The 26811-nt window shown below is 41.3% G+C and carries 25 protein-coding genes; 7 read left to right on the top strand and 18 right to left on the bottom strand.

Annotation, left to right across the window (positions count from 1 at the left end; all coding sequences use genetic code 11):
* Positions 1–54 precede the first annotated feature (54 nt).
* On the top strand, positions 55–780 hold the full coding sequence (locus PQG45_RS01025; RefSeq protein ID WP_315576039.1) for a nitroreductase family protein: 726 nt from the start codon (positions 55–57) through the stop codon (positions 778–780).
* Here the strand turns inward: PQG45_RS01025 and priA are convergent.
* The 12 genes from priA to sucD form a co-directional block, all read right to left on the bottom strand.
* On the bottom strand, positions 777–3278 hold the full coding sequence (gene priA / locus PQG45_RS01020) for a replication restart helicase PriA (RefSeq protein ID WP_315576040.1): 2502 nt from the start codon (positions 3276–3278) through the stop codon (positions 777–779). The two genes, PQG45_RS01025 and priA, sit on opposite strands and share 4 nt — an antisense overlap.
* A gap of 44 nt (positions 3279–3322) precedes the next feature.
* Positions 3323–3928, bottom strand: coding sequence for a gliding motility lipoprotein GldD (gene gldD / locus PQG45_RS01015; protein ID WP_315576042.1), 606 nt, complete (start codon positions 3926–3928; stop codon positions 3323–3325).
* A 2-nt stretch (positions 3929–3930) separates the two neighbouring features.
* The gene (locus PQG45_RS01010) at positions 3931–4701 is read right to left on the bottom strand and encodes a lysophospholipid acyltransferase family protein (protein WP_315576044.1); all 771 of its coding nucleotides are present in this window, start codon (positions 4699–4701) and stop codon (positions 3931–3933) included.
* 16 nt (positions 4702–4717) lie between these two features.
* Positions 4718–6187 (bottom strand): pyruvate kinase, encoded by a 1470-nt coding sequence (gene pyk / locus PQG45_RS01005; protein ID WP_315576046.1) that lies wholly within the window; start codon positions 6185–6187, stop codon positions 4718–4720.
* A gap of 212 nt (positions 6188–6399) precedes the next feature.
* The gene (gene porN / locus PQG45_RS01000) at positions 6400–7302 is read right to left on the bottom strand and encodes a type IX secretion system ring subunit PorN/GldN (protein ID WP_315576048.1); all 903 of its coding nucleotides are present in this window, start codon (positions 7300–7302) and stop codon (positions 6400–6402) included.
* A 10-nt stretch (positions 7303–7312) separates the two neighbouring features.
* Positions 7313–8902: a type IX secretion system motor protein PorM/GldM gene (porM, locus tag PQG45_RS00995; protein WP_315576050.1), complete on the bottom strand. Its 1590-nt coding sequence runs from the start codon at positions 8900–8902 to the stop codon at positions 7313–7315.
* A gap of 28 nt (positions 8903–8930) precedes the next feature.
* Complete coding sequence (porL, locus tag PQG45_RS00990; RefSeq protein ID WP_315576052.1) at positions 8931–9689, bottom strand: type IX secretion system motor protein PorL/GldL; 759 nt, start codon at positions 9687–9689, stop codon at positions 8931–8933.
* A gap of 27 nt (positions 9690–9716) precedes the next feature.
* On the bottom strand, positions 9717–10844 hold the full coding sequence (porK, locus tag PQG45_RS00985; RefSeq protein ID WP_315576054.1) for a T9SS ring complex lipoprotein PorK/GldK: 1128 nt from the start codon (positions 10842–10844) through the stop codon (positions 9717–9719).
* 161 nt (positions 10845–11005) lie between these two features.
* Positions 11006–11986, bottom strand: a complete 981-nt coding sequence (locus PQG45_RS00980) for a PorP/SprF family type IX secretion system membrane protein (protein ID WP_315576056.1) — start codon at positions 11984–11986, stop codon at positions 11006–11008.
* Between the two features lie 94 nt (positions 11987–12080).
* Positions 12081–12872 (bottom strand): uroporphyrinogen-III synthase, encoded by a 792-nt coding sequence (locus PQG45_RS00975; RefSeq protein WP_315576058.1) that lies wholly within the window; start codon positions 12870–12872, stop codon positions 12081–12083.
* A 91-nt stretch (positions 12873–12963) separates the two neighbouring features.
* Positions 12964–14154, bottom strand: a complete 1191-nt coding sequence (locus PQG45_RS00970) for a hypothetical protein (protein WP_316070130.1) — start codon at positions 14152–14154, stop codon at positions 12964–12966.
* Positions 14155–14164: 10 nt separating this feature from the next.
* Positions 14165–15043, bottom strand: a complete 879-nt coding sequence (sucD, locus tag PQG45_RS00965) for a succinate--CoA ligase subunit alpha (protein WP_315576062.1) — start codon at positions 15041–15043, stop codon at positions 14165–14167.
* 141 nt (positions 15044–15184) lie between these two features.
* Between sucD and recN the strand changes: the two genes are divergently transcribed.
* From recN to PQG45_RS00945, 4 genes are read left to right on the top strand one after another with little or no spacing between them, the layout of a single operon-like run.
* Positions 15185–16852 carry a DNA repair protein RecN gene (recN, locus tag PQG45_RS00960; RefSeq protein WP_316070129.1) on the top strand — a complete coding sequence of 556 codons (1668 nt, stop codon included), beginning with the start codon at positions 15185–15187 and terminating at the stop codon, positions 16850–16852.
* Positions 16842–17231 (top strand): hypothetical protein, encoded by a 390-nt coding sequence (locus tag PQG45_RS00955; protein WP_315576066.1) that lies wholly within the window; start codon positions 16842–16844, stop codon positions 17229–17231. The genes recN and PQG45_RS00955 overlap by 11 nt, the downstream gene beginning before the upstream one ends.
* Before the next feature lie 52 nt (positions 17232–17283).
* On the top strand, positions 17284–17835 hold the full coding sequence (locus tag PQG45_RS00950) for an SCO family protein (protein ID WP_315576067.1): 552 nt from the start codon (positions 17284–17286) through the stop codon (positions 17833–17835).
* The gene (locus PQG45_RS00945) at positions 17835–18242 is read left to right on the top strand and encodes a c-type cytochrome (protein ID WP_316070128.1); all 408 of its coding nucleotides are present in this window, start codon (positions 17835–17837) and stop codon (positions 18240–18242) included. The genes PQG45_RS00950 and PQG45_RS00945 overlap by 1 nt, the downstream gene beginning before the upstream one ends.
* Here the strand turns inward: PQG45_RS00945 and lptC are convergent.
* Both lptC and PQG45_RS00935 read right to left on the bottom strand, forming a co-directional pair.
* A complete protein-coding gene (lptC, locus tag PQG45_RS00940) occupies positions 18239–18784 on the bottom strand; it encodes an LPS export ABC transporter periplasmic protein LptC (protein WP_316070127.1) in 546 nt (181 codons plus the stop codon). The genes PQG45_RS00945 and lptC overlap by 4 nt on opposite strands.
* A gap of 4 nt (positions 18785–18788) precedes the next feature.
* Positions 18789–20162, bottom strand: a complete 1374-nt coding sequence (locus PQG45_RS00935) for a hypothetical protein (RefSeq protein WP_316070126.1) — start codon at positions 20160–20162, stop codon at positions 18789–18791.
* A gap of 50 nt (positions 20163–20212) precedes the next feature.
* Between PQG45_RS00935 and PQG45_RS00930 the strand changes: the two genes are divergently transcribed.
* Positions 20213–21286 (top strand): mechanosensitive ion channel family protein, encoded by a 1074-nt coding sequence (locus PQG45_RS00930; RefSeq protein WP_316070125.1) that lies wholly within the window; start codon positions 20213–20215, stop codon positions 21284–21286.
* Positions 21283–22773 carry a hypothetical protein gene (locus PQG45_RS00925; protein WP_316070124.1) on the top strand — a complete coding sequence of 497 codons (1491 nt, stop codon included), beginning with the start codon at positions 21283–21285 and terminating at the stop codon, positions 22771–22773. Before PQG45_RS00930 ends, PQG45_RS00925 begins: the two co-directional genes overlap by 4 nt.
* Here PQG45_RS00925 and PQG45_RS00920 read toward each other — a convergent pair.
* From PQG45_RS00920 to ilvN, 4 genes are all read right to left on the bottom strand, one after another.
* Positions 22762–23901 carry a 2-isopropylmalate synthase gene (locus PQG45_RS00920; protein ID WP_316070123.1) on the bottom strand — a complete coding sequence of 380 codons (1140 nt, stop codon included), beginning with the start codon at positions 23899–23901 and terminating at the stop codon, positions 22762–22764. The two genes, PQG45_RS00925 and PQG45_RS00920, sit on opposite strands and share 12 nt — an antisense overlap.
* Before the next feature lie 213 nt (positions 23902–24114).
* The gene (gene ilvA, locus PQG45_RS00915; protein WP_316070122.1) at positions 24115–25113 is read right to left on the bottom strand and encodes a threonine ammonia-lyase IlvA; all 999 of its coding nucleotides are present in this window, start codon (positions 25111–25113) and stop codon (positions 24115–24117) included.
* Positions 25114–25202: 89 nt separating this feature from the next.
* Complete coding sequence (gene ilvC, locus PQG45_RS00910; protein WP_316070121.1) at positions 25203–26246, bottom strand: ketol-acid reductoisomerase; 1044 nt, start codon at positions 26244–26246, stop codon at positions 25203–25205.
* 32 nt (positions 26247–26278) lie between these two features.
* Entirely contained in the window at positions 26279–26809 is a 531-nt protein-coding gene (gene ilvN, locus PQG45_RS00905; protein WP_315576192.1) for an acetolactate synthase small subunit, read from the bottom strand.
* Between the last annotated feature and the right edge of the window lie 2 nt (positions 26810–26811).

The raw sequence follows: 26811 nt of genomic DNA, 5'->3' as shown, positions 1-26811 counted from the left end.
TTTTTTTATGTAAACTCCTTGAGATTTCCTTTATATTTGAAAAAACAAATTCATATGCTAGCTGATCAATTCGAACAAATCATCCAACAAAGAAGATCGAACCGTCTCTTCGACGAAACCATCTCCGTAGACGATGCAGTCATTGAACGAAGCTTAGCGCGTGCCATTTTATCGCCCAACAGTAGCAATATGCAATTGTGGGAATTTCATTGGATTCAAAGTCCAGAAAAAAAGGCTGAATTCCATGCCTTATGTCTCGGACAATCTGCCGCTAAAAACCCTGCCCACCTCGTCGTTTTTGTAACACGTCAAGATCATTGGAAACAACACGCTCAGTGGAATCTTGATCAAATAAAAAATGCATTAAAAGGCAAAGAAGCAGGTAAAAGAGAAAAAAGAGGGATGCAATATTATGGCCAATTGATGCCCTTACTTTATCGTCAAGATATCTTCGGGATATTCACACTCATCCGTAGAGCCATGTGTTTTTTCATGGGAATTCGAAAACCCTTCATGCGTTTTGGTGGAAAAGCCGACCAACGTGTGATGGTTCATAAATCATGTGCCTTAGCTGCACAAACATTCATGCTTTCCATCGCTTCCGAAGGATATGACACGTGCCCGATGGAAGGTTTCGACGCTGTTCGCGTAAAAAAAGCGTTGAATTTACCTGCAGGAGCAGAAATCAATATGATTATTTCCGTAGGCAAAGGGACTGAAGCAGGCATTTGGGGTGAACGATTCCGATTGCCATTCAACGAAGTTGTCATTAAACACTAAAGGCAATCAACGTCCGGAATCACTTGCACGCCCTTAAAAACAGGTTTGCTTGGTAATTCATCAAGCAACAAGCGAAGGTCAACTTTAAATTGGGCTAATGATACTCCCTTTTCGAGTTTAATCAGGATTTCCATCACGAATTGATTACGAATGCGTTCAATCAAAGGACGCTCTGGACCCAAAATTCGACCATGCCCGTATTTAGCTTTTAACATAGCTCCTAATTCAAGGGCAGCTTTCTCCACCTGAATCGATTCCAAGTGTCTTAAGGTCAATTTGATCAGACGCACAAAGGGTGGATAATTATATCCTTCGCGCTCCACAATTTCATCCGCATACAAGGCAGCATAATCCCCCGATTCAATGAATTGAAACAAGCGATGCGAAGGCTGATTCGTTTGGATGAAAACTTGACCTTGTTCATCGCGCCGACCGGCACGACCGGCAACCTGAGTAATCAATTGGAATGCACGTTCATGCGCTCTAAAATCGGGAAAGTTAATAATCCGATCCGCATCAAAAATAGCAACCGTGGATAGCCCTTCAAAATCGAGCCCTTTGGCAACCATTTGTGTACCCACTAAAATATCGATATTTCCGGATTGTATCTCAGCTAGCAAACTGTTAAAAGCAGTTTTGGAACGTGTGGTATCTAAATCCATCCGACCAATACGCGCATCAGGAATAAGCAATTGTAGTTCTTCCTCTAACTTTTCGGTACCATAACCCATCGTTTTCAAGTTAGTCCCTCCACATGCCCCACATCGACGTAACAATCCTTCACGGTAACCACAATAGTGACAACGCAATTCTTGGTCTTTGGCATGATAGGTCAAACTTACATCGCATTGATTACATTCTGCAATCCAATCACAATCTTGACACTGAATATAAGGGGAATAACCTCTTCGGTTTTGGAATAATAAACTTTGTTTACCCTTCTGAAAATTCTCCTCCAACATCGTCACCAGATCGACCGAAAAGCCCCCTTTCATCTGTTTCATTTTGGTGGCATACTTCGTGTCAATCAAATTCATTTCGGGCAATGTCGCCTTCCCAAATCGCTCCATCAACATAACTAATCCATATTTCCCCTGCTTAGCTTGATAATAGGATTCAATGGATGGCGTCGCAGAGCCCAATAAAACCTTGGCTTTTTGTTGGCCCGCAAGCACCATCGCTACATCACGCGCATGGTAACGCGGGGCGGGGTCCACTTGCTTGAAAGAAGACTCATGTTCTTCGTCTACAATAATTAAGCCTAAGCGAGAAAATGGCAGAAACACGGAGGAACGAACCCCAACAACGAATGGATATTTACCTTCTACAATGGATTTCCAAACTTCAACACGCTCATTATCGGAAAATTTAGAATGGTAAATTCCCACCTGCTCGCCGAAAATCTTCTTTAAGCGTGCCACAATTTGCGTCGTTAATGCAATCTCTGGTAACAAATACAGGACTTGATCGCCATTGGCCAAAGCCTCTTGAATCAAGCGAATGTAGATTTCCGTTTTACCACTTCCGGTAATACCATGTAATAATACGGTATCTTTTTCCTGAAACTGCGCGAGGATGGACTGATATGCTTTTTCCTGAGCGGCATTCAAATCAAAGTTGGCAGGTATAAAATCATCTGAATCACTACCAAAACGAGAGACAACAATTTCAAAGGATTCGAAAATCCCATGCTTGGTGAGTGTTTGCAATGCGCTTTCGGACAAACCTGCTTGCCCGAAACTCGATTTCTCTATGCCCCGTTGGTTCGTCTCAGCATCCCGCAAAACCGGAATAAATTGTAAATAATGAAGGAGAATACTGATCTGCTTCGTCTTGGACTCCAATTCTCCGATCAACTTAGTAATAGCCTCTTTATTCGCATAAGCTTGCGTTAATCGAATACGCCGCTGAACTTTGGGCGTGTAACGATCCTTTAATTCATCGAAAATCAAGATAGCTCCCTTCCCCACCATTGCCTTGATGTGATGATAAGGGCTCTTGACCTCGGCTACGCGCGCCACCTCATCATAAGACAAAGAACCTTTTTCCTGAATGGCTTGAAATATGATGGCCTCCTTTTCAGTTAACTCATTCAGAAGTTGAAATTCTGGATGAATTTGAACTTTTGATTGACTCGAAATTTTAAGCCCAGCCGGTAAGGCAACCTGGAAGACCTCACCCGGATAACACATGTAATAATTAGCTACCCATTGAAAAAGGGCAATTTGAGAGGCCGTCACGAGCGGAGATTCATCAAGAATCTCCAATAAGTATTTAGCTTGATATTGCTTAGGAGGTTGATGATGAACACGAACAATGACCGCGGTCAACACCTTTGTGCTGCCAAAAGGAACAACAATACGTAAACCTGCTTCAACCCCATTAGCCCATTGTCTCGGGACTCGATAGGTAAAATACCTGGGGATGGGCAAAGGCAGCAGTGCGTCAACAAAAACTGTTGATTCTTCAGACTCAAAAAGCACCTTGGATTCCCCCATAATAAGCTACAAATAAACGCAAAGTTCAGGAACTGAACAAGTCGCTATTTCCAAGAAAGTGTTTGAATTAAATGCAGGGCATCTTGCTTTAAAAAGCGAATGACAGGAGCTAACGAATCGTTTTGCGTGGCCGTTTTTACATAAATAGCCCCACGAAGAAAATGCTTGGTGCTATCCGTTGTAAAAAATTGCAAGGAAGTAGCCACTTCGCCATTCAATTCAATCAAACCCGCTTTACGACCATCCGATGTCGTCATGATGTAATCATGGATACCAGCAGCCTTCGCTTGATGCTTATAAGCGAGTGCAAACGCATCATTGATCAGCGCCTTCATTTTTTGCTTATCACCACCCAAAGGCTTATAAGTAATTTGAATAAAGGCATCCCATCGCGGATAATACAAGTATATCCAATGAGGTTCAGCCTTGAAGACTTCCTTTTTATTTCCAATCGTGACCGTATCAGGAATTACTTGAGCATATTTGGAAACCTCAAACTGATAAGGATGACCAGCCTCCAAGGGTGCATATTGAGCCGCAGGAAGATCTATGCGATTGTATCCTTTGGGTCTTGGGACATCACCCACTTGCTTTTGCTCACAGGCCAATAGACTAAATAATAACCCAACGATACCTAGATATTTCATCATAACTAATGAGGCATGTCTACACCATGATAGTCCAGCAAAGGTTGTTGGATCTTTTGAAAAACTTGCTCGCGTAAAACAGGTAAATCTTCCTGGGTCAAACCTTTCGTTTCCATGGGAGCATGAATACGTACCCGAATAACACCCGGTTTTAGTACAAATTGCTCGTCGTCCATCAATTGGTAATTATTTAAGAAAGTGACAGGAAGAATCGGAACTTGCTGTTGGATCGCCATCGCAAACGCGCCATCCTTTAATGGAGCCGACATGAATGGGAATTGTTTAGAGGTAATTCCTCCTTCAGGAAAAATAATGATGCTCCGTTTCGAATGCAGTGCACGGATAGATTTGCCAAGTGTTGCAGACCGGCTAGCCCGATCGCTACGATCCACAAGTATGTTCAAACGCGCATAGAGGTATCCGAATAAGGGAACTTTCTTTATGGAACTCTTACCCACAAATGAAAAATAATTGGGTAAAATTTTAACAAAAGCGGGAATGTCCAGATAGGAAAAATGGTTCGCGCAGAAAACATAAACCTGTTTGGGATCTAATTTTTGTTCGGAAACTACTTCAAATCGTAAGAATCCAAAAGCAAAAAACAAACGTGACCAAAGACGAACTAATTTGTGCGCATAGCGCTTCGTATCCTTATGTTGTAAGCAAATTACCATGAATGGGTAAAGCGCTAGAAACCAGCTAATAAACCAAAAACCGGTCCATACAGAGTACAGACCGATTAAGGGATTTGATAAATAAGGATTTTTTTTCTTCATGGGTAAACCCTGAAATTTATTCTACGATACCCAATTGAACCGTATTGGTTTTCTTCGTTGTATGCGCAGGAATGGAAAGCGTGGTTACATAAACATCGCCAACCGCTAATAATTGTTCTTTTTTCAAACGATCAACCATGCCTTGAACAGTCTTCTCAGCACTTTCAGACGCAGCATCGTAATAGAATACTTTCACACCCCACAACAAGCCCATCGTTGACATCAGTTGCTTGTTTGATGTAAACACAAATAAATCAGCTTTTGGACGGTGAGCAGACAATTTAAACGCTGTTTGACCCGAGTTCGTGATACAAAGAATTGCTTTGGCTTTCGAGTCACGTGCCAAACGACAAGCGCCTGAAATTAAGCGATCTGTTAACGTAACATTCGGGGTATTCGCTAAGGCGTGATTCTTGAAATAAATCGCTGCTTCATCCCCGCGGACAATTTCAATGGCATTTTGTTGCTCTTCTACCACCTCATGGATGTGAGCCATTGTCTCAACAGCTTTGATTGGATAAGCACCAGAAGCTGACTCACCAGATAACATCGTAGCAGATGCGCCTTGCAATACAGCGTTCGCCACGTCAGATGTTTCAGCACGCGTAGGAACGGGATTGGTAATCATGGACTCCAACATCTGTGTAGCCACAATTACAGGCTTACCAGCAGCCGTGCATTTCTCCACCATTACTTTTTGCAAGTATGGAACAACTGCACCATCCATTTCCACGCCTAGGTCACCACGAGCTACCATGATGGCATCCGTAGCCTCAATGATTTCATCTAAATTATCGATCGCCTCTGGCTTTTCGATTTTAGCAATCACCTTCGCTGTTTTACCGTATGCTTTAATTTTATCTTTAATATCCCAGATATCAGATGCCTTGCGAACGAATGACAAGGCAATCCAATCAACACCGTGATCCAAACCGAAATATAAATCAGCTGTATCTTTTTCAGTCAAACATGGCAACGAAACTTTCGTACCTGGAAGGTTAATACCCTTCTTCGACTTCAAGATTCCTCCATAAATAACTTCAGTTACAACCTCTTTTTTAACTTTATCAACCGAAAGCACTTTAACTTCTAAGTTACCATCATCCATCAAAATACGCTCACCTACGTTAACGTCTAAATACATGGATGTATACGTTGTACCAACCTTCTCCGATGTACCTAATAGGTTTTCATCCATTGCAAAGATTAATTGCTTACCTGCTTCCAAAGGCACCCCATTGTTCTCCACTAATTGAGTACGAATTTTAGGACCTTGTAAGTCTTGTAAAACAGTAAGATTCAAGCCCAACTCATCGCTAATCGAACGAATTGTCTGTAAACGTGCTAAATGATCTTCATGTGTTCCATGAGAAAAATTTAGACGGAAGATATTCACTCCTGCTTGAGCTAATTGAATTAAAGATTCTCTTGTTTCAGATGCTGGGCCTACTGTGGCAACAATTTTTGTTTTGCGTTGATACGACATAGATTATGTTTAGTCAAATTACTCTGCAATTTACATTTAAGTCGGCAAAAAATGGAATTAAATCAAGATAATAAACCCGATTTTTTGTAAATATTTAAGAAAGCAGAGACATTCCACTCGTAGTGTCTAATTTTTTATTCATTTTATCCTATGCAAGTTTGAACATAAAAAAAGGAGCCCATTGGAGCTCCTTTTCTATGTATCGGATGGGCTTAGTTCTCCCACATGTCATGCTCCATTTCAAGTAACTTATACTCGAGTAATTGGGACATCATTAATCCTTCTTTTTCTCCTCCGTAAAGATCAGTCAAAAACTTATTCTCAACGTTACCCTTCTTAATGATTCGCGCTTGGAACATTCTCAGATCAAATGCATCAGCCATATTCTTATGCTGCATTTCATTTTCAGAATTATACCAAATGCAATTTGGGTTAGAACGGAACAATTTATACAAATCCTTGTAACGAAATGAAGCAACTGCTTTATCAAAACCCGCCTTCGTTTTAGAAGCGGGAATAATCAAACTGATTGATTGAATATCGAAATACAAACGAGAGCGACGACGATCAATAATCGCATCTTCCCGAATTTCCAAAATCGACAACTCTTTAGGGAAATAATATGAAACAGCGGCCACAGCAGGCTTTTGCTCAAATGCATCCTTTGCCGGTGCGCCTGCTGGTTTGGCAGCACCACCCCAACCGTCATCTGTGCCAGCCGCTTTCGGTGCAGCACCCTCGGCACCAAAACCTGCAGCCTTTTCAGCATCCGATAAAGCTGCCTGCTCCGATTGCTCTTCCATTTTCAAGTTATCTTGAAATTGCTCAGGAGTCAATTTGGTCAACAAAGAATCGTTCGCGTACGGAGTTAATACACCTGCTTTAACCCAGTCCAAAATAAACTTCGAAATCTCATTATTCACCGAAAAAAACGGTTGATTGATTTTCTCATTCAAATCCATCCGTCGCCATAAACGTGCTTTGTAATGAATGCTAGATTCATCAATAGGACGAATGGAATTTTGATTTGGTGGCAATGGCTTTTCTTGCGCTTGAGTAGCAAAGCCCAAAGCAGTTATAACCAAGATCAACAAACACTTATTTACTAATTTCATACGATTCATGTTAATTCAAAGGAATGTTTTTCGCCATGGTAAATGGAATGGTTTCAACAGCTCCTTTAAAATTTTTCCGTTGAACTCCTTTAATTTCAATGTAATAGCGATCACCCGCTTGCGCTTGTGCAGCTAACTTAGCGATTGAGCCAGAACCTTGCAAGGTAATGTCATCAATCTTACGTTGCCCCCTCGCAAGAGCCACATACAATTCCGAAACCCGGAAATTAGCATCTTCTGGATTCGTTGATTTAAATGATTCATCGGCAATGGCACGCGCATCAATGCTACGTAATCCTGATGCACTCGCACCGCGTTTTTCATCCAATTCGCCACCATTTCCAAAAACACGCACTTCCGGTCTTGGAACACGACGTACACGGAAAGTTTCTTTACCTAATAACGTTCCACCATTAGCAATGTTCAAGGTAACCGTAGCAGCAGAAGGTACAATCGTAACCTTCCCACGATTTTGACCTCCAATCGCTTCTCCACCGTCAGCCGAGAAGGAAGGATTCCACAAAGCACCCAAACCTGGACTTGCAACACTTAAACGATTTGCACAACCCAAATATAGCGCTGGCAACGTTGCTGTTTCAATGTTATACGTTGGCTTTAATACAAAATACTCTTTCTGAATCGTCTCTGTCTTCGGTCCTAGTGGACTCATGTAAGAAACGGACGCAGTATACGTTTTCTTTGACAAACCATTCGCGTCAAAACCTCCACCCGAAGTTTTGAATTTAATTTGTCCACGGCCATCAATCACTGGGATAGAAGAACCGTTAAAACTCATACGTGGTGTAAATCCACTTGAAGTAGCCGCGATAAACACTTCCGCTTGGTATTCCATCCCTGCAACTACCGTATTTGCATTCGCAGACACTTGCGCAAATACTTTATCAAACTTAATTTCCTTCGCTCCTACTTTCGCAGCTAATTGTGCTAAAACATCACTTTCATAGCGACGAACCTCCGCTTGTTTCTGCGAGATCGTAGCCATCGCAGCGGGAACAGGCGTTTGAGCAAAATTCAACTCGGCAAAATCCTTGTTGGCCTGATTCGCATCCTTACTCGCAATTGGATCGGATTTGGCATCATTCGCAAGCGATGGAAACTTCGTTCCTGGATCAGCTAATTTTTCCAAATCCTTTACATATTGGGAAAACATGGATTCCAACTTATACGCTTCGCCTGATTTGCCAGCACCCACCATTAAGGTAAATACCTTTTCTTCTTCTTTAGGATTTTTGATGTTACCCGTTTCAGGATCAATTCCTCCACCTGCTTCAAGAATTTGATTCTTCAATGCATCCAAATGATTGACTAAGGCGTCAGCTAAGCGACGAACTTCATTCGCACGTTTTACCACATCCGCATAAGCATCTGGATTAGGCAAATCTTTAATCCGCTCCTCAATCCCTTGAACCATTCCTCTGTTCTTAGAAGTCGCCGATTGATTTGCGATCTCCAAACTGGAATTCAAAATGGTGAATTTTTGTAATAATGCATCTGATACTTGTAAGGCAAGTAATGCCGTCAGTACTAAATACATCATCCCGATCATTTTCTGCCGGGGTGTTTCTTTTAAACTAGCCATATTATCTAAGCTGTAATAAAATCAATAATTATCCTTTCATAGCAGTCAACATGCTGCCATACACTTGATTTAATGCCTGAATGTTGGCATTCAACTTAGCTAATTCTGCTTTGAATTGCTCCGCGTCTTTAGACGTAGCCGCAATTTGCTCTACTGTTGTATTTACGTTTCCATAATAGCCATTGATTGCCTTCAAATGCTTGCTTGATTCTTGAATCTCAGTTTCATAAATCGCATTCAATGCAGCTAATTGATCTCCGGCCTTCGCATATTGCTGTGCATATTTCGCCGCTTCTGTCGAAGAAATCGAAATAGAGCCTAACGAAGCATTCGCATCAGAAACCGTTTTATTCAATGAACCTAAGGAAGCTGAAGACGCATTCAAGGATTGAACAAAGTCATTGGCAGCACCCGTTGCTTTTGAAATTTCTTGCAAGCTGTTCGCTGTCTCCGTTAAACCTTTCAAGCTTTTCGTCAAGTTTTCAACGACATCAGCGCCTAAACCTGATTGATTAGCCAAATTAGCCAAGCCATTTCCAGCAGGACGTGCAACGGCTTCTCCTCCTACTAATTCAGGGTAAACGTTTTCCCAACTGTATTCTTTCTCGGGCTTCGCTTGAATGTACAACACACCAAACAAAATAAAGATGGCTGCTTCGGTAAACATACCGACCATCAACATCTCATTTGCACCTTCCCAATGTACGATTTTAAATAATGCTCCAATAATTACAACAGCAGCACCAAAACTAGCTACGACATTGATTGATTTTTCTAATCCCTTCATTTGTTTAATCTTTTATTTCTTTTTGAATTATTTCTTTAAAGCTGGTCGGCCTAGGTAACGCATCATGGATCTAAATCCAATGTATGAACGCCGCTTGTTTTGCAATTCATAAGCGCGTGTACCTGTTTCCAAATAGTAGGCAATATCTTTCCATGATCCGCCACGAACTACTTTACGTGGCTCATCAGCATCTTTGTTGACCGTATTTAAATCCCATGTAACCGCCGACGCATTATCAGAATAGGCATCCTCACACCATTCAGCAACGTTACCTGACATATTATACAGACCAAAATCATTCGGATCATATGCATTCGCAGGGGAAGTATATGCATACCCATCCGCATCATAATTTCCACGGTGTGGCTTAAAGTTGGCCATCAAACATCCCTTCGCATTCGCTACATAAGGATTTCCCCATGGGTATTTACCTGATGCGCGACCACCACGTGCAGCCCATTCCCATTCAGATTCTGATGGTAATTCAAAACGAGGCAACATGTACATACCTTGTTTTTTACGATATTCATTCATCATTTTGGAACGCCACAAGCAGAAATATTTGGCAGCTTCCCAACTAACCCCTACCACAGGATATTGATCAAAAGCAGGGCTTGAGAAATAATACTCTAACATGGGATCCCCATTGTGGTAAGTAAAATCACTCTTCCAAACCGTTGTATCTGGATAGAATTCAGTCATGATTTTATCTTCTCCTAAAACGGAAACAGAGTCTTTCAGCAAGGAATTCGTGAATTGACGATACTCATGATTAGTTATCTCCGTGTCATCCATGTAAAACGCCGCAACGGTCACACGCTTATTGAAGCTAATTCCTGAACGAGAAACGTCTTCATCCGCTTGTCCCATCATATAACTTCCGGAAGGAACCAGCACCATACCATAAGGCGTAGGTTGACTCCATCCTTTACGTGAACTAGCCACAATTTCCCCATTTTCTATACCAGGAGCATCTTTAGCAGCCTTACCAATTTTCAATCCTCCCTTTTTCGAAGAAGATGAACCTTTGGCACTACTAAGGGTTTTAGAACTACTTGAGCCTCCTTTAGACCCTCCACAACCCGCAAGGACAGCAGTTAAGGCAAGGGCTGACAACATGAGCGTCAAAGGCTTTCCAACAAATTTAAAATTCATAAAGACGAATTATTATATCTTTTTTTTAAACGAGATCAATCTCAAAAAATTGTGTTCAACTTATTCAGCATACACAATTAAATCAAATTCCTCAAAATTAAGGGAATTTCTAATAATACATGTACAATATCCCCATTTTTTTGTGACAATTTCAAGATACCTTAATTAAATCGAGGTGTCTTGATAGGAACAAATCGGGTGGCAGTCTGAAAACTTGGCAAAACAAAACGCAACATCACCTCATGCGACAAATTGGATTTTACGTTTGAATTAATCACCGACAAATCCATCGCATAGGCTAGGTCCAAACGATTGTTCAGAAATGATACACCTGCCATCACGGTAGCGGCATCATCCCAGCGATATCCGCCTCCTGCCCAAAATTGTTGTTGGAAGATTACCTTCGCCCCCAATTGTGGCAATAAAACGCCATTGTAATAATTCAACTGAGCAAATGGACTCCATTCAAATCGATCATTCAGGGGCAAATTTGCTTTTACATGCATATTCGCCGCAAGTTCATTTTTTAATTTCAGCGTTGGGCTACCAAAATCATAGGCCGACTGATTCAAATGTGAAATACCAAGACCCATTTCGACCAAGTCGGAAGTATAAAGTACCCCTGCATTAAAATTAGGAACAGCTTGTGACACCTGTTTTCCCGACAACTCGACAGCTAAAGGGTCATTAACGTCTCGAACACGAAAAATTCGCCCATCGAAGGATTTACTTTGCATACCAAAACCGAGTCCTAAGGAAAATTGAGCACCATTACTTAGTGGATAATGGTACGCTACTTGCAATCGAATGACTTGTTGGCCCACACCCGATGGCGTTTTGTCATTCATCACAAGCAAGCCCATGCCTAGGTGCTGAAAATTTAAGGGAAGCGATACGCCCACGATACTTGTACCCAGATTCCCATTTCCATCTTGTGAAGTTTCATAGGATGTCCACTGATTCCGATATTGAGCCTGAACATAGGCATCCCGGCCTGCACCAGCGGCAGCGGGATTATAATAAAGCGAATTGAGGTGATACAAACTTAGGCCGGGCATTTGTTGTGCATTTAACCCCATGTTGCTACTGATCATCAGCAAAAACATGAAAAAATAGCCCAAAACGTGTTTAAATCCCTGCATGATGATGAGTTAGCAAAAGCTGAGCTAAAAATAAACAAAATAAGCCTATTGGGATAGCATCTAACAAAAAAAAGCTCCAAAAGGAGCTTTTCAATTATTTATTGGCTTGCTTGATGTAATGTTCCAAGGCCCCCGTCATGGAAGGAGCGTTGGGCATTGGAGCCTGAATATCTAAAATTAACCCGGCATCATGAACGGCTTGCGCAGTTGTAGGGCCAAAAGCGGCCAATCGTGTATTATTTTGCTTGAAATCCGGAAAATTCTCAAATAAGGAGGTAATTCCTGAAGGGCTAAAAAAGGCAATCACATCGTAGAATACATCTTCCAAATCCGAAAGATCTGCGGAAACGGTTTCATACATCACGGCTTCTGTTAATTGGAAGTCATTTGTACCCATGTAATCTGGTAAATCTTTTTGGCGCTTGTTCGAACAAGGAAACATGAATTTCTCAGTCTTGTGCTTTTTGATCACTTCTAATAAATCCAAAGCCGTCTTCGTACCCGTAAAAATCTTACGCTTGCGAATGACAATGTATTTGTGAAGATAATTCGCTGTTTGCTCCGTAATGCAGAAATATTTCATGTCGGCAGGCACTTCGATCTTCGCTTCTTTACAAATGCGGAAGAAATGATCAATGGCATTACGACTTGTGAAAATAATCGCAGTATGCGATAAGATATCAATCTTTTGCTTTCTAAAATCCTTAAAGGATATCCCTTTCACATCGATAAACGAACGAAAATCAACTTTAACATCGTATTTACGTTCAATCTCGAAATAAGGAGATTTAGCCGCATCTGCAGGGGCAGCTTGGGTAACCAGGATACTTTTTACTTTTTTCAACCGTTTAACATCAGGTTGAGCAACATTTGCAACTAAACTCATAATGAAATATTCTAATTAATCATTCCCGTTTTGCCTCAAACTGAAAATGCCTGCAAATATACGACAAATTTTTTCAAATAATTATCTGCCCCTACATGTATTCCGGAAAAATCAATTCTCGTAGTCCAAATACCATTACTTGACCTTCCATCAGAACCAAATAGGCAAGTAGTGATAATTGATTCACTGAGTAGCTCCGACGAAATACTTGAAAAAAGTATACAGCCCGAACAACAAAATAGACTGTAATCACATACGAAATATACGTTAGATTCACCGGATACATGGGCCCCATGTACACAGAGAATAAACTCAATAAACTAAATAAGACGATAAAGAATTGGAGATTGGCCTGAACGGACTTAAAATAATGCGCCTCCGCGATGTGTGGCAGTCGAAATAAATTGGTAAATAATTTATAAACAAAATACCGACTCACAAATAAGGCAAAGCCCAACAAGGTCCGTGAAAGGATGAATCCGATTGTTGGCAAAAACCGCTGTAAATTCTCTTGTGATTCAAAAAAGGTATCATTTGATTGATTAAGCAATCCATTGTAGAATGAGAAGCAAGCTGTGATAAAGCTTAAAAGACCGATGACCAACAAATTAGGGAACGCAAAGGCATTCTTTAACAATACCTCCTCTTTGATTTCCCAATGAATCCAATCGGAGAAACGAAAATAAGCAGCAAAATAGCGAGGGAACGCCGCATATAATACACCCAAGAAAAACAAGATTAACAAAAATGCCGAACCAAAAAACTGATTGAATAAATAGGCATTTCGTTGGCGCAAATTCATCATATCTGTGATTGCGACATTATCATCTTGAACTTTTCGTTCTACTAGGACAACCTTAGGAAGACCCGCCATATTCGCTTGATAAAAACTAAAGTACAAGGGAACAGCAGCGGGATAGACTTTCTGTAGACTGTCAACCGACCAGCGATACAATTTCCCTTTTTCCAGATGACTATGAAAGGTACCTTGCATAAAAAGCACATAATCGCCGTCCAATTCCATCCGTAAATAGGTATTCGGAAATTCATTTAAGGAGATCGCGAGCGATTTGGACTTAAAACTGTAATGCTTTCCTGGGATGTAAGGAAGGAAGGTTTTTAAATTAGGCTGATAGACAAGCCAGGCTTTATCCAAGGGTTGAACATGCTGCCATTGAACAGCTTTCAACTCCGAGGAAAGCAATAAGATAAACAACAAAAAAAATCTGCTAATCTTCCCCAACGGAAAATGACTAGCAGATTTTGGAATAAAAGGAATCATCCTTATTGAATTATTTTCCAGCTAATGCTTTGATCATCGTTTCACCGATATCCGCTGGAGAGTATACAACGTGAATACCACACTCTTGCATGATCTTCATTTTTGCTTCCGCTGTATCATCAGCACCACCAATGATTGCACCTGCGTGACCCATACGACGACCTTTCGGTGCTGTTTGGCCAGCAATAAATCCAACAACAGGTTTACGGTTTCCATCCGCTTTGATCCAACGAGCTGCTTCAGCTTCCATGCCTCCACCAATCTCACCAATCATGACAATACCTTCCGTTTCTGGATCGTTCATTAATAACTCAACAGCTTCTTTCGTTGTCGTTCCGATGATAGGATCACCACCGATACCGATTGCTGTCGTTTGGCCTAAACCTGCTTTTGTTAATTGATCTACTGCTTCGTAAGTCAACGTACCTGACTTTGAAACAATACCCACACGACCTTTCTGGAAGATAAAGCCTGGCATAATACCTACTTTACATTCGTCAGCTGTCATAACACCCGGACAGTTTGGCCCGATTAAACGACATGCGTGATTTTGAATATATTCTTTCGCAACAATCATGTCTTTGGTTGGGATACCTTCTGTGATACAAATAATCACTTTGATACCAGCATCCGCAGCTTCCATAATTGCATCCGCAGCAAATGCGGGTGGAACAAAAATAATCGATGTATCTGCACCTGTTTTCGCAACAGCATCAGCAACCGTATTAAAAATAGGACGATCTAAGTGAGTTCCTCCTCCTTTTCCTGGGGTTACCCCTCCTACCACTTGCGTACCGTAAGCAATCATTTGCTCTGCATGAAAGGAACCTTCCGTTCCTGTAAAACCTTGTACTATAATTTTCGAATTCTTGTTAACTAAAACACTCATTTCGTAGGGGTTAAATAAACGTAGGCGTAAAATTTTTCCAAAGGTACAAATTATTGATAATATTCATCAAAAACCTTTAATCGGATGAAATAAAAATTCGAACAGATTTTTTTATGTAAATTCGAATTCCAATTTATTCGAATGCTCAAACAATTACACATACAGAACTACGCACTCATTGACTCCGTCAATTTGAGCCTTTCTGAAGGCTTGAGCGTCATAACGGGTGAAACTGGAGCTGGCAAATCTATTTTATTAGGAGCAATTGCCTTGTTGATGGGCGCTCGCGCCGACAGCAAATCCTTGTACGATCCAGAAAAAAAATGCATCATCGAAGGCACATTTGCCTTGACAAATTACCCCCATATCCGTCAGCTATTCGAGGAAGAGGGATTAGACTTCGAAGACCCTTGCATTATTCGAAGAGAAATTAATCCGCAAGGAAAGTCCCGTACGTTCGTCAATGATAGTCCGGTTACGCTCGATTCATTACGTAAAATTGGCCAAGAATTGATCGATGTACATTCCCAACAAGACACTTGGTGGATGTCACACCCTGATTTTAGTTTGGAGTTAATCGACAGCTTCGCTCAAAATCAAACGCTTAAAAGCTCCTATACGCTTGCGTTTCAAGCCTACACGAGCGCACAAGAACACGTTGATCATTTAGTCAAGCAAGCCGCATCAGGCATGCAAGGGCTTGATTTTATGCAATTCCAGTTTCAAGAGCTCGAATCAGCCCAATTACGAACAGATGAATTCGAAGGCTTAGAAATCGCCGTAGAAAAAGGGGAAAATGCCGAACAAATACATGAAAAATTAGCCGGATTAGCCAATCTCCTAAGTTTGGATGAACTATCGATCGGCCAACAAATGCGCTTGGCACTTCAGCATACGCAATCATTGAGCAAATGGGATCCTACGTATGAAGCTTGGAAAGCATGCTTAGATAGCATTTGGATTGAACTTAAGGATTTGAGCAACGAAGTGGAACGCGAAGCAGAAGATTTTCAGTCGGACCCAGCAAGCTTACAACGCCAACAACAGCGATTGGATTTACTGAATCGTCTCTTGCAAAAATATCAAGTTACAGATATTACATCGCTCATCGACATGCGCAATCAATTAGATGATCAAATTGCGCGTTTCTCCAATATGGATGAAGCGATAGCAAAAGCGAAAGCGGTATTAGCGATGAATCAAGCCTCTGCCGAAAAAGCAGCCCTCGCACTAAGTGCGAGTAGAAATAAGGTATTAAATCCCATCGTCGCCCAGTTAACCGATTCGCTCGCAGCACTAGGCATCCCGAACGCAACCCTTGCATGGGAAAATTTGCAGCGTGAAATGCGTATTTCTGGAATTGATAAAATCCAATTGCTATTTTCAGCCAACAAAGGCCTTAGTCCTAAACCATTCAAACAGGTAGCTTCCGGTGGGGAATTAAGCCGATTGATGCTTTCCATTAAGCATCTTTTAGCGCAGAAACGCGCATTACCAACCTTGATTTTAGATGAAATCGACACGGGTGTTTCCGGCGAAATTGCCATTAAAATTGGTCAGATGTTGACACAAATGAGTCAAGGTCACCAATTGATTGCGATTACTCACTTGCCGCAGATTGCAGCAGCAGGTATTGCACATTGGTATGTATACAAAGACCATGCGGGAGAAAAAACCGTATCTAGTTTACGCGAATTGAAAGGAGAAGAACGCGTCGATGAAATCGCAAAAATGATAGGTGGTCAGCAGGGATACGTTGAACTAAAAGATAATGTCAGAAAATTAATCCAAGCAAATCATGTTAAATAAAATACTTGTTGTGGGCTTACTCGTAGGTCTCATTTCTTGCTCCCAGGCAGAGGAAAAATTAAGTGAAGAGTTAGAAGGAAAAGTGATGGGCTTGCATGACAAACTGATGCCTAAGACCGAAGAAATTGTTGCTTTGCAAGGACAATTAGATAGCCTATCGACCGGAAAAGATTCGGTGCATGTCAACAAGCTAAAAAAGGCATTGGCAAAATCGGATCAAGCCATGATGGATTGGATGCATCACTTTTCCGTGGATAGCCTCAGAAAGATGGATGTAAAGTCGAAAATAGAATACCTCGGCGATCAATACAATCAATTAAAAGAATTACAAAAAATCACGGACTCCAGTTTAGATGCAGCTAAAGCCTACCGCCCTTAATGTTTTGTTGGCCCTAAGCTTACTCATTGCAAGCTGCCAAGAAAAGAAAAATTTGCCTTTTTTAGGTCCTAAAGATACACGTGTTGTGGCTGGTCAAGTAGACACAGTCTATCACCAAATTCCCGCATTCCGTTTTTTAAATCAGGATTCTGTATGGGTAAGTGAAAAAGATATGGCGGGGAAAATTTACATCGCTGATTTCTTTTTTACCTCCTGCCCGACGATTTGCCCGAAAATGAAAACACAACTCTTACGTATATATGAGCGTTATGCGGAGAATGATGTTATTCGTATCCTATCGCACAGCATCGATCCCACGTACGATACGCCAAGCGTTTTGAAACAGTATGCGACAAGACTACAAGTCAAATCGCCTCGTTGGAATATGCTAACCGGCGACAAAGCTGCCATTTATAAACTTGGCGAAAAGTCCTACATGGTAACAGCCCAAGAAGACAAGAATGAAGCGGGAGGTTTTGTACACAGCGGCGCATTTATTTTGGTCGACAAAAACCGACATGTTCGCGGCATTTATGACGGCACACAGGAAGCGGAAGTGAACCATTTGATTGAAGACATTGAAATCCTTTTACTCGAAAAATAATGAAATATCTACTTTTCATCAACCTGATTATTTTAATCGCATCCTGCCAAAGCAAGGAGGAAATCATGTACCAACAATATGTGGTTGAAGGAAGATCGATCTATGAAAAAAATTGCGCTAATTGTCATCAAAACGATGGAAGTGGATTACGCGATCTATACCCGGCATTGGCCAAAACAGACCTTTGGACGCGCGTTGCTCCCCAGCAATTAGTTTGTATTATCAAACAAGGACAGAAAGGAGAAATTAAGGTTAATGGAAAATCCTATGCGGGTTATATGCCAGCGAATACCAAATTAGAAGCCATCGATATTGCCGAGCTTGTAACTTTTATGAAAGACAGCTGGGGCGATAAAAAAATCTACTCATTTGACGAGGCACGAGCTGCATTGAAAAATTGTCGTTAATTCGTCGGTAATTCATCAACTGTCAATACGGAATTGCTCACGTGTCGCAGCGAATACGTTGAAAAATCTTGTGCCGCATCGAATCCGACACCATGCACAATGTCGGTTCGAGTCTTAATGGATACGGGTTTCGTCGTAAAAATTCGCTTCTCGTCAGGCAACCAAGTAAACTCGTCTGTTTTCATTACTTCACCTTTTAGCACATTGTTGATGACCACATGCCCCATCAATTTATAGGAATTGTTTGTTCGAAAGAAATGCGCTGAATCCCCGCGAATCTGTGAACTAACGTTCCCCAATTTATCATAAAACCATAGTTTCATTTCTTTAGGGTAAATACGATCTTCGGTAGGCGAGGTAATTTGTTGGTCCGTAATCATGTGCACAACGGTCCTTCCTGAATCTGAATAAACCATATCGATACCCAAGAGTTCGGATTTTGGACCACGATAGACACGATTATCCACGGCTTGCTCTTTTTGGCAAGACCAAATCAACAGAGAAATCACTACAAGAAGCAGGAATCTCAAATGTCCAAACATGGGATTAATCAATTTTGACTTTACGGAACCAGATATCACCTAATGTTAAACCAACAACCACGCGATGGTATTGCTCCTCTAAGCGATTATCTGTAAGTGAACCACGCTTCCCGATTTGATAAGAAACATTGATGTAGTTCAAGAAATTACGCAAAGGCAAAGCAACGCCCAAGGAAAGGCTTTGATCTTTCGCGTACTTACCATTTCCAACAAAATCATACGGAGTTGTCGTTTGGCTTACGCCTACCCGATAGGTAACACGCTTGAAAAAATTCGAAATTGATTCAAAATCAGGTGTGTATTCAGCCCCAATCGATACTTGTTGGCTTACCGGCAATACAGCACTTCGCCCTAAATTATTATCAACTTTGGACCAGTCGGTGCGAACATAATCTACCCCTACCATCCAGTGTGCAAGGCGTTCTACACTCACACCTAAGCGAGTGGAAACAGGCAATTGTTGCGTAATCGATTGTGATTTTGCTAATGTATCCGAATTAATAATGTTTAAGCCTCCTAAATCATAGGTTACAAAACGCTTTACTAATGTTGAATTTAACCTCGGACTTAAATCTAAGGTTGCTCCCGCATTCAAAACAACATCACCTTTTAACACTTTGCGCCAAGCGGCTCCCGCTTTGAATGTGAAGTCACTGTAACGAGATTGATTCTCCAACTGTATCTTGTAAAACTGGCCATCCGAAAGGTTTTGAGTACCCACATTGCGGTTGACAGCACCGAATAGAAAACCCATTTCTAGGCCAACATACAATTCCTTGCCTATTCGAACTCCATTTGCAATAGAAAGCTTACTAACACCGCCCTCGCCTTTGTAGGAATACAATAAACTATCTACACCCAGTACATTTAAACGACGGTAAGAACGCGTTTCATAATTAACCGTGGAATACGGACGAACCCCAAAAGACATGGTCCAGCGATTTGGAAGGACAGGTACAGTCAAGTTCACCGACTGATAATTACCCCCTAAAGCCTGTTGGCGCTGACGGTAATCCTGCATGTTTTTCAATTCGGCATTAATACCTACTTCAAACATGGTATACTGATTACGAACTAGGAGCGCAGGGTTAATTTGATTGGAATAAATACCATTAGAATTCGAAACACCAATTCCACCCATCATCGAATTAGAAGGCGTTTCAGGCGTATATAACTCGCCCATTCCGATATAAGAAAGAGGTGAATTAACGATCGTTTGTGCAGATGTACTCGGCAAGCAAGTGGCAAAGAAAAAGAGCACAAGCCCTAACGATACGAAAACCTTTTTATTTAAATGAGTCAATTGATTGTAAATCATGCGGTTAAAATTCCTCCCTTTTATATCTTTCAAGTCTGCAAAGGTCGTAATTTTTTTCATAATCGAGTAAGATATTAGCTATATTTGAAATCATAATGTAAGAATCACGCATGGAGCGCTTAAGCAATTGGTATTTTTTAGAAAACTCGGCGATTGATTTAATTTTATTCGCGTCGGTCTTGATAGTAGGTTTCGCATTCAAACGTATTATCTCCAATTCCTTCTCAAAAATCGTCCTTCGATTTTTCACAGATTCGTCCATAACCGTCGAGGATTGTATTCAACAATTGCGAAAACCCTTTGAGCTTTTAACTTTCTGGATCTTCTTATATTTTGCCACACAAAATTTACGTGTACCAAACGCGTGGCATTGGGTTTCGATCGAAAACTTTGGTATTCGTTTTTTAATCGCGAAATCATTCGAATCTGCCCTTATATTAACCATTACATGGGTCATCATTCGCTTAGTGAAAGTAGGCATATTGGTTGCGCAAGTGAAATGGCAGGGTATCGAACAAAAATCCAAGCAGCATTTCATTCCATTTTTAAACGACCTATCACTCGTATTTATTATCGCGGGTGCAGGCTTTGTTTTATTGGGTCGTGTTTTTGAGGTGGATGTGGTTGCGTTGATCACGGGATTGGGACTTGGGGGATTGGCTTTGGCATTGGCCGCGCGGGAAACACTCGAAAACCTATTCGCCTCATTTACGATATTCTTAGACCTTCCTTTTGTGGTGGGCGACAGTATTCAAGTGGGAGTCATTACAGGTGATATTGAGAAAATCGGCTTTCGCAGTACTCGACTAAGGGGAAATGATGGAAATCTTATCGTTATTCCCAATCGATTATTAACATCGCAATCTTTGGAAAACCTGACTGAGCGAGATTATCGAAGAGCCAAATTCAACATTACTTGTGACTTGAAAACGACTCCAGCGCAAATCAATGCTACGATTGAATCGATCACAGCAGACATCCTACAAGAAAACTTATGTAAGAAAAAAGAACCCAAAGTTGTCTTTGAAGGATTTGGGGCCTACTCGTTGGACATTTCTGTGATGTTTTATGTGGAGACGAAGGATTTGTCGGTGTTCCAACAAACCAAGCAGCGAATTAACATGCGCATTTTGGAGATACTCGAACAAGAAAAAATTACTTTAGCGAGTAGTGTGAGTGCATGAAAAACCTAGAAAAGAGCTTCATATTGGGGATTTGTGGCGCCATCATTTTAGCTCACTTTTATAATCTGTTTAGCTATTTAATCAACTTTCCGAATTGGGGGGATGACTTCTTGTTTTTGGCTTATTTTACAGACTTGCCGGGTTTTACAGCCAAGGAATTTTGGAATCGCACGTTCGAGTTTCATAGTTACATCCATCGAATACCGATGGCCAGATTGATTACAGCCATCTATGCGCTATTCGAAACGAATTTTGATTTCAAATCATTAACTATTTGGGCGAATCTACTAACCTTATCCGTCATATACCCGTTTGCCAAATTAGTGCAACGAAATCAAATAAATCCGTGGCACATGGTGGCACTTGTCGGTTTACTTTACGCGCCCAATGGCAACCTAGACAACTTCGCGTTAATTGGGGTTTTACAACATACGACCTCACTCGTTTTCCTCATTTGGATTTCATACGGGATGAGTGATCATAAAAGTCGGGCATGGGGCATTTGGCTTTCTTTGCTATACCCCATGTTCAGCACGGAGGGACTTGCCTTTATTCCCATCATCCTACTACTATTGATTTACCTTCGAGATTCCCGCGTTTGGCTGTATGGTTTGGCGGGAGCTGTTGTCTTTTATGTCTATTTCATTGGCTATGCATCCCCGGCAACGATACCTTCTTCGGGATCAATCGTAGAGAAATTACTTTTTACGGTCAAAGGAACGATTGTTTTTGTAGGAGGAGCGGTCAAAAAAGACCTGAACATCAGTATGGTCATAGGGGCATTGTTTTTAATGAATAGCTTATTTGTTCTTTGGAAATACCATCAGACAAAAAACAGCGCACTCTTGTTTTCAAGCCTAATTCTCCTGCAAGTGATGGCCGTGGGTGCCATGATTACCTTGGGGCGCGGCAATGCACAGGCTGGCGATTTAGGGGCCTTGTTTTCGGAACGGTTTTCGAGTTATGGTGTTGTATTTATTTTAATTAGCTATTTCGCGGCGATTCAACCGAGTCTATACCAACTGCCCTTTAATCGTCTATTTTTACTGATTCCTGCAGTGGTTTGGGTAGGGCTTTCAACAGTTATGGCAGGACCAAAATTGGAGAATTTGCGAACACGCCTAATCGCTGATGCGAGCAATGCATATTATTTTAACACGAATACCTTATATAGTTTAGGCGATCGTGAAACCAAGTTGCTGAAGAAATCAGGACATTATAGCTTTCCTGCTGAAGTTATTAACTTGGCTTCCGTTAACGGAATTCCCCAAGCCATGCAGCTAAAGCCTCTGCCAGCATACGAAGTTGGCATTCGTGAATACGCAATAGTTACAAAGGGAATACTTTTGGTGGAACAAGCGAGCAAACCTTACCTATTTTTACCAATCAATACGTTGAGCCAAAGCATTAAAATCAAAAAAGACATCCCCTTTGATCAGAAGATGTCTCGTTTTGTATTGATTCCAACAAATGAATTAACCGATTAGCTCTTTTAAATCTTCATCATGAATCATTTTACGCGCATCTGCCATGAGTAAGAAACGCGTATATATCTTATCTAATTCTGGTTTTTCAAAATCAAATCCCAACAAACTTAAGCGGTGACGTAACGCTGCACGACCTGAGCGAGAAGTTAATAGAATCGCTGATGACGGTACTCCTACATCTTCGGGATTCATGATTTCATAATTTTGGGCATGTTTCAAGAAACCATCTTGGTGAATGCCCGATGAGTGAGCAAATGCATTTGCACCTACAATCGCCTTATTAGCCTGTACAGGCATACCCATCATATTGGAAACCAAACAACTCGTCGGGTATAAATATTGGGGATTAATACCCGTCGAATAACCTAAGTCCTTATGTACATTTAAAATCATGGCAACTTCTTCCAAGGAAGTGTTACCCGCACGCTCACCAATTCCATTCATGGTTACCTCTACCTGACGTGCTCCTGCTTGAATCCCTGCAATCGTATTTGCCGTGGCTAATCCCAAATCGTTGTGATTATGCATGGAAATAGTCGCTTGGTGTATGTTATCTACGTGTTCGAATAAATATGTAATGCGATCATACATTTGATTCGGCAATAAATAACCCGTAGTATCGGGTAGGTTGACAACCGTCGCACCTGCTTTAATCACTTCCGAAGTCAATTTTGCTAGGAAAGGCAAATCTGCCCGACCAGCATCTTCAGCAAAGAACTCAACATCTTCCACAAAAGATTTGGCATATTTAACTGCCCAAACCCCACGCTCAATAATCTCTTCTCGTGTCGAGTTGAACTTGTGTTTAATGTGAACATCAGAAGCACCGATTCCCGTGTGAATACGCGGATGACGTGCAGGTTTTAATGCCTCCACTGCTGCGTCAATATCTTCTTTTTTCGCACGCGTCAGCGCACAAACCGTAGGTTCTTTAATCGCTTCAGCAATCGCTTTAACAGATGCGAAATCTCCAGGAGATGAAATAGGAAAACCCGCCTCAATAACATCAACGCCCAACTTCTCGAGTTCTAATGCTACTTCAACTTTTTCCTCGCGGTTTAATTGACAGCCGGGAACCTGTTCCCCATCACGTAACGTAGTATCAAAGATTTGAATGCGGTTGCTCATATTGTTTTGTCTGCTAAATCGAACACAAAACTAGCTTTATTTATAGTACGAAGCAAAAAATCAAAAATAAATACGACCGCTGATTTAGACTAAAAAACTAAAAATTATGGAATAATATATCAAATTAAAATCATTAATCTAAATATCAATTAAAATTAAGATTAATAGTCCTTACGAACGAAAAACAAAAGTGTTTTATTTTTCTTTAAATAATCAAGATTTTGCTAATTGACTAATCTCAGGAAAACGTTTTGTATCAAAATTACCTCCCGAAATTACGCAGACTACGGTTTTCCCTTCAATTTCTGGGCGCAATTGTTCCAGTGCGGCTACAGACAAAGCGCCTGCGGGCTCAACAATCATGCTGTAATATTGATATAAGTCCAACATGGTTTGGCAGAGCACTTTTTTCTCAACGACCAACATCCGATCAAGTGATTTCTCACAAATCCCAAAAGTCTTCTCTCCCACCCGTTTCACGGATGCTCCGTCGACAAAAGAATCGATGGAGTCTAATGTGACCACCTGATGTGCATCAAGACTCTCCGACATCGATGGAGCTAAGGCAGGCTCGACGCCGATTAATTTTGTTTGAGGCGAAAGGGCATGTAAAACCAATGATGCCCCAGCCGCAAGACCACCCCCTCCGATAGCCACTAAAACAAAATCAGCGGGTGTGGGCAATTGATCCACAATTTCCAAGGCAACCGTTGCCTGGCCAGCTATGATATCATAATCATCGAATGGAGGAATGAAAATCGAATGATTTTGTTGGCAAAATGTTTGCGCAGCGGCAAATGCCTCGTCATAGGTATTCCCTACTAATTTAATTCGGACTTTCTCTTTGCCATGAAAACGAACGGCCTCTACCTTTTGTAAAGGCGTGGTTTTTGGCATAAAAATATACGCTTGAATGCCGAGTAAGGCACATGAGAGCGCTACACCTTGTGCATGGTTTCCAGCGGATGCGGCAACAACTCCTTGCGCACGAAGGTCAACAGGTATATTGGAAATTTTATGATAGGCACCACGAATCTTATAAGAACGAACCCCTTGGAGGTCCTCCCGCTTTAAAAATATCTTAGCACCAAAGCTTTCAGACAATCGGGGAGCATACAACAAAGGTGTCTTCAGAACAATGTCCTGAATTTGTTGTGCAGCTTGTTTGATTTGATGAAGGCTTGGAACCTCTGTTAATTTGTTGAATTCCATGCCCTGCAAATGTACAAAAAACTGCTAGGTGGGCAATAAAAAAGTCGCCCAGGTTAAACCCAGGCGACTTCAAATATATACAGCTAAAATTAGTTGTTTTCAGGACGCAAGCTACGTACAGCAGCTCCCGCTCTCCACATCTCTGAATCACGCATTTCTTGCAATTCAGCTTCTAATTTTACACGGTAATCCGGTTGTGAGTTCAAATCAATTGAACGTGCCGCCTCCGCTTGTGTCTTAACTGAGTTATATAATTTCTCGAATACTGGCTTCGAAGCATCACGGAAAGGCTTCCACCAATCCAAAGCACCACGTTGCGCCGTCGTAGAGCAGTTGGCATACATCCAATCCATTCCATTCTCAGCAACCAATGGCATCAATGATTGTGTCAATTCTTCAACTGTTTCGTTGAAAGCCTCAGAAGGTGAGTGACCGTTCTCACGTAACACTTCGTATTGTGCAGCGAAGATACCTTGGATAGCACCCATCAAGGTACCACGCTCACCTGTTAAATCAGATGTTACTTCTTTGTAGAAATCTGTTTCGAATAAATATCCAGAACCCACACCGATCGCCATAGCGATACATTTCTCACGAGCTTTTCCTGTCGCATCTTGGTAAACCGCGAAAGAAGAATTCAAGCCTTTACCCGCTACGAACAAACGACGCAATGAAGTACCTGAACCTTTTGGAGCAGCCAAGAATACATCCACATCTGCTGGAGGAACGATACCTGTTTTCTCTTTGTATGTGATTCCAAATCCGTGTGAGAAATACAATGACTTACCTGCTGTCAAATATTTCTTAACTGTTGGCCATAATTCGATTTGAGCAGCGTCCGAAAGTAAGTAACAAATGATTGTTCCTTTTTCCAAAGCTTCTTCGATTTCAAATAAAGTTACACCTGGAACCCAACCGTCAGCGACAGCTTTGTCATAGGTTTTACCTTTACGTTGACCTACGATAACATTCAGACCATTGTCTTTCATGTTAAGCGCTTGCCCTGGACCTTGCACGCCGTAACCAATTACTGCGATTGTCTGATCAGCTAGTACTTGTCTAGCTTTCTCTAAAGGGAACTCTTCTCTTGTTACGATGTCTTCAACAACTCCACCGAAATTAATCTTTGCCATTTTTTTGTTTTTTAATTTATATACTATTTCGCTTATACTATTTCCCAATTACCCTCGGGAAGAAATTCAACCAAACCTTTTTCCGTTTTACCTACGGCAATCCGACCGGATTTGATGTACTCTAAAATTTCCCACTTTTTCAAGTAGTTATAAAATTCGCCTAATTCTTCTTCGGATCCATTTTTCTCTACCACCACGTATTCCAATCCCCAATGAACCACCTTGGCATTCCAATCAAGATTGATCGTCTTCACGTCAATCGGCTCGCCTCCCAGTGGAGTCGCCAATTTAAACAAGGCTACCTCATTGTAGATGATTTCGTCATCCAAATAGCCATACACCGCTAATACGTCCGTCACCTTCCGGATCTGACGAACTAATTTTTCCACAACATCACGGTTTTCGCTACGAATCACAATCGTGAAACGCGAAACACCACGTCGCTCCGTTTCCGAAACCGTCAAACTCTCAATATTCAGGCGACGACGCGTGAAAATGATCGTGATCCGATTTAACAAACCGACCGTGTTCATGGTAAAAACCGAAAGGGTATAATTTATCAACA

Source organism: Aquirufa regiilacus, from assembly GCF_032470275.1.
GTDB classification, from domain to species: Bacteria; Bacteroidota; Bacteroidia; order Cytophagales; family Spirosomataceae; genus Aquirufa; species Aquirufa regiilacus.
Note: the sequence above shows the minus strand (reverse complement) of the source record. Positions and strands in the feature narration are given on the sequence as shown.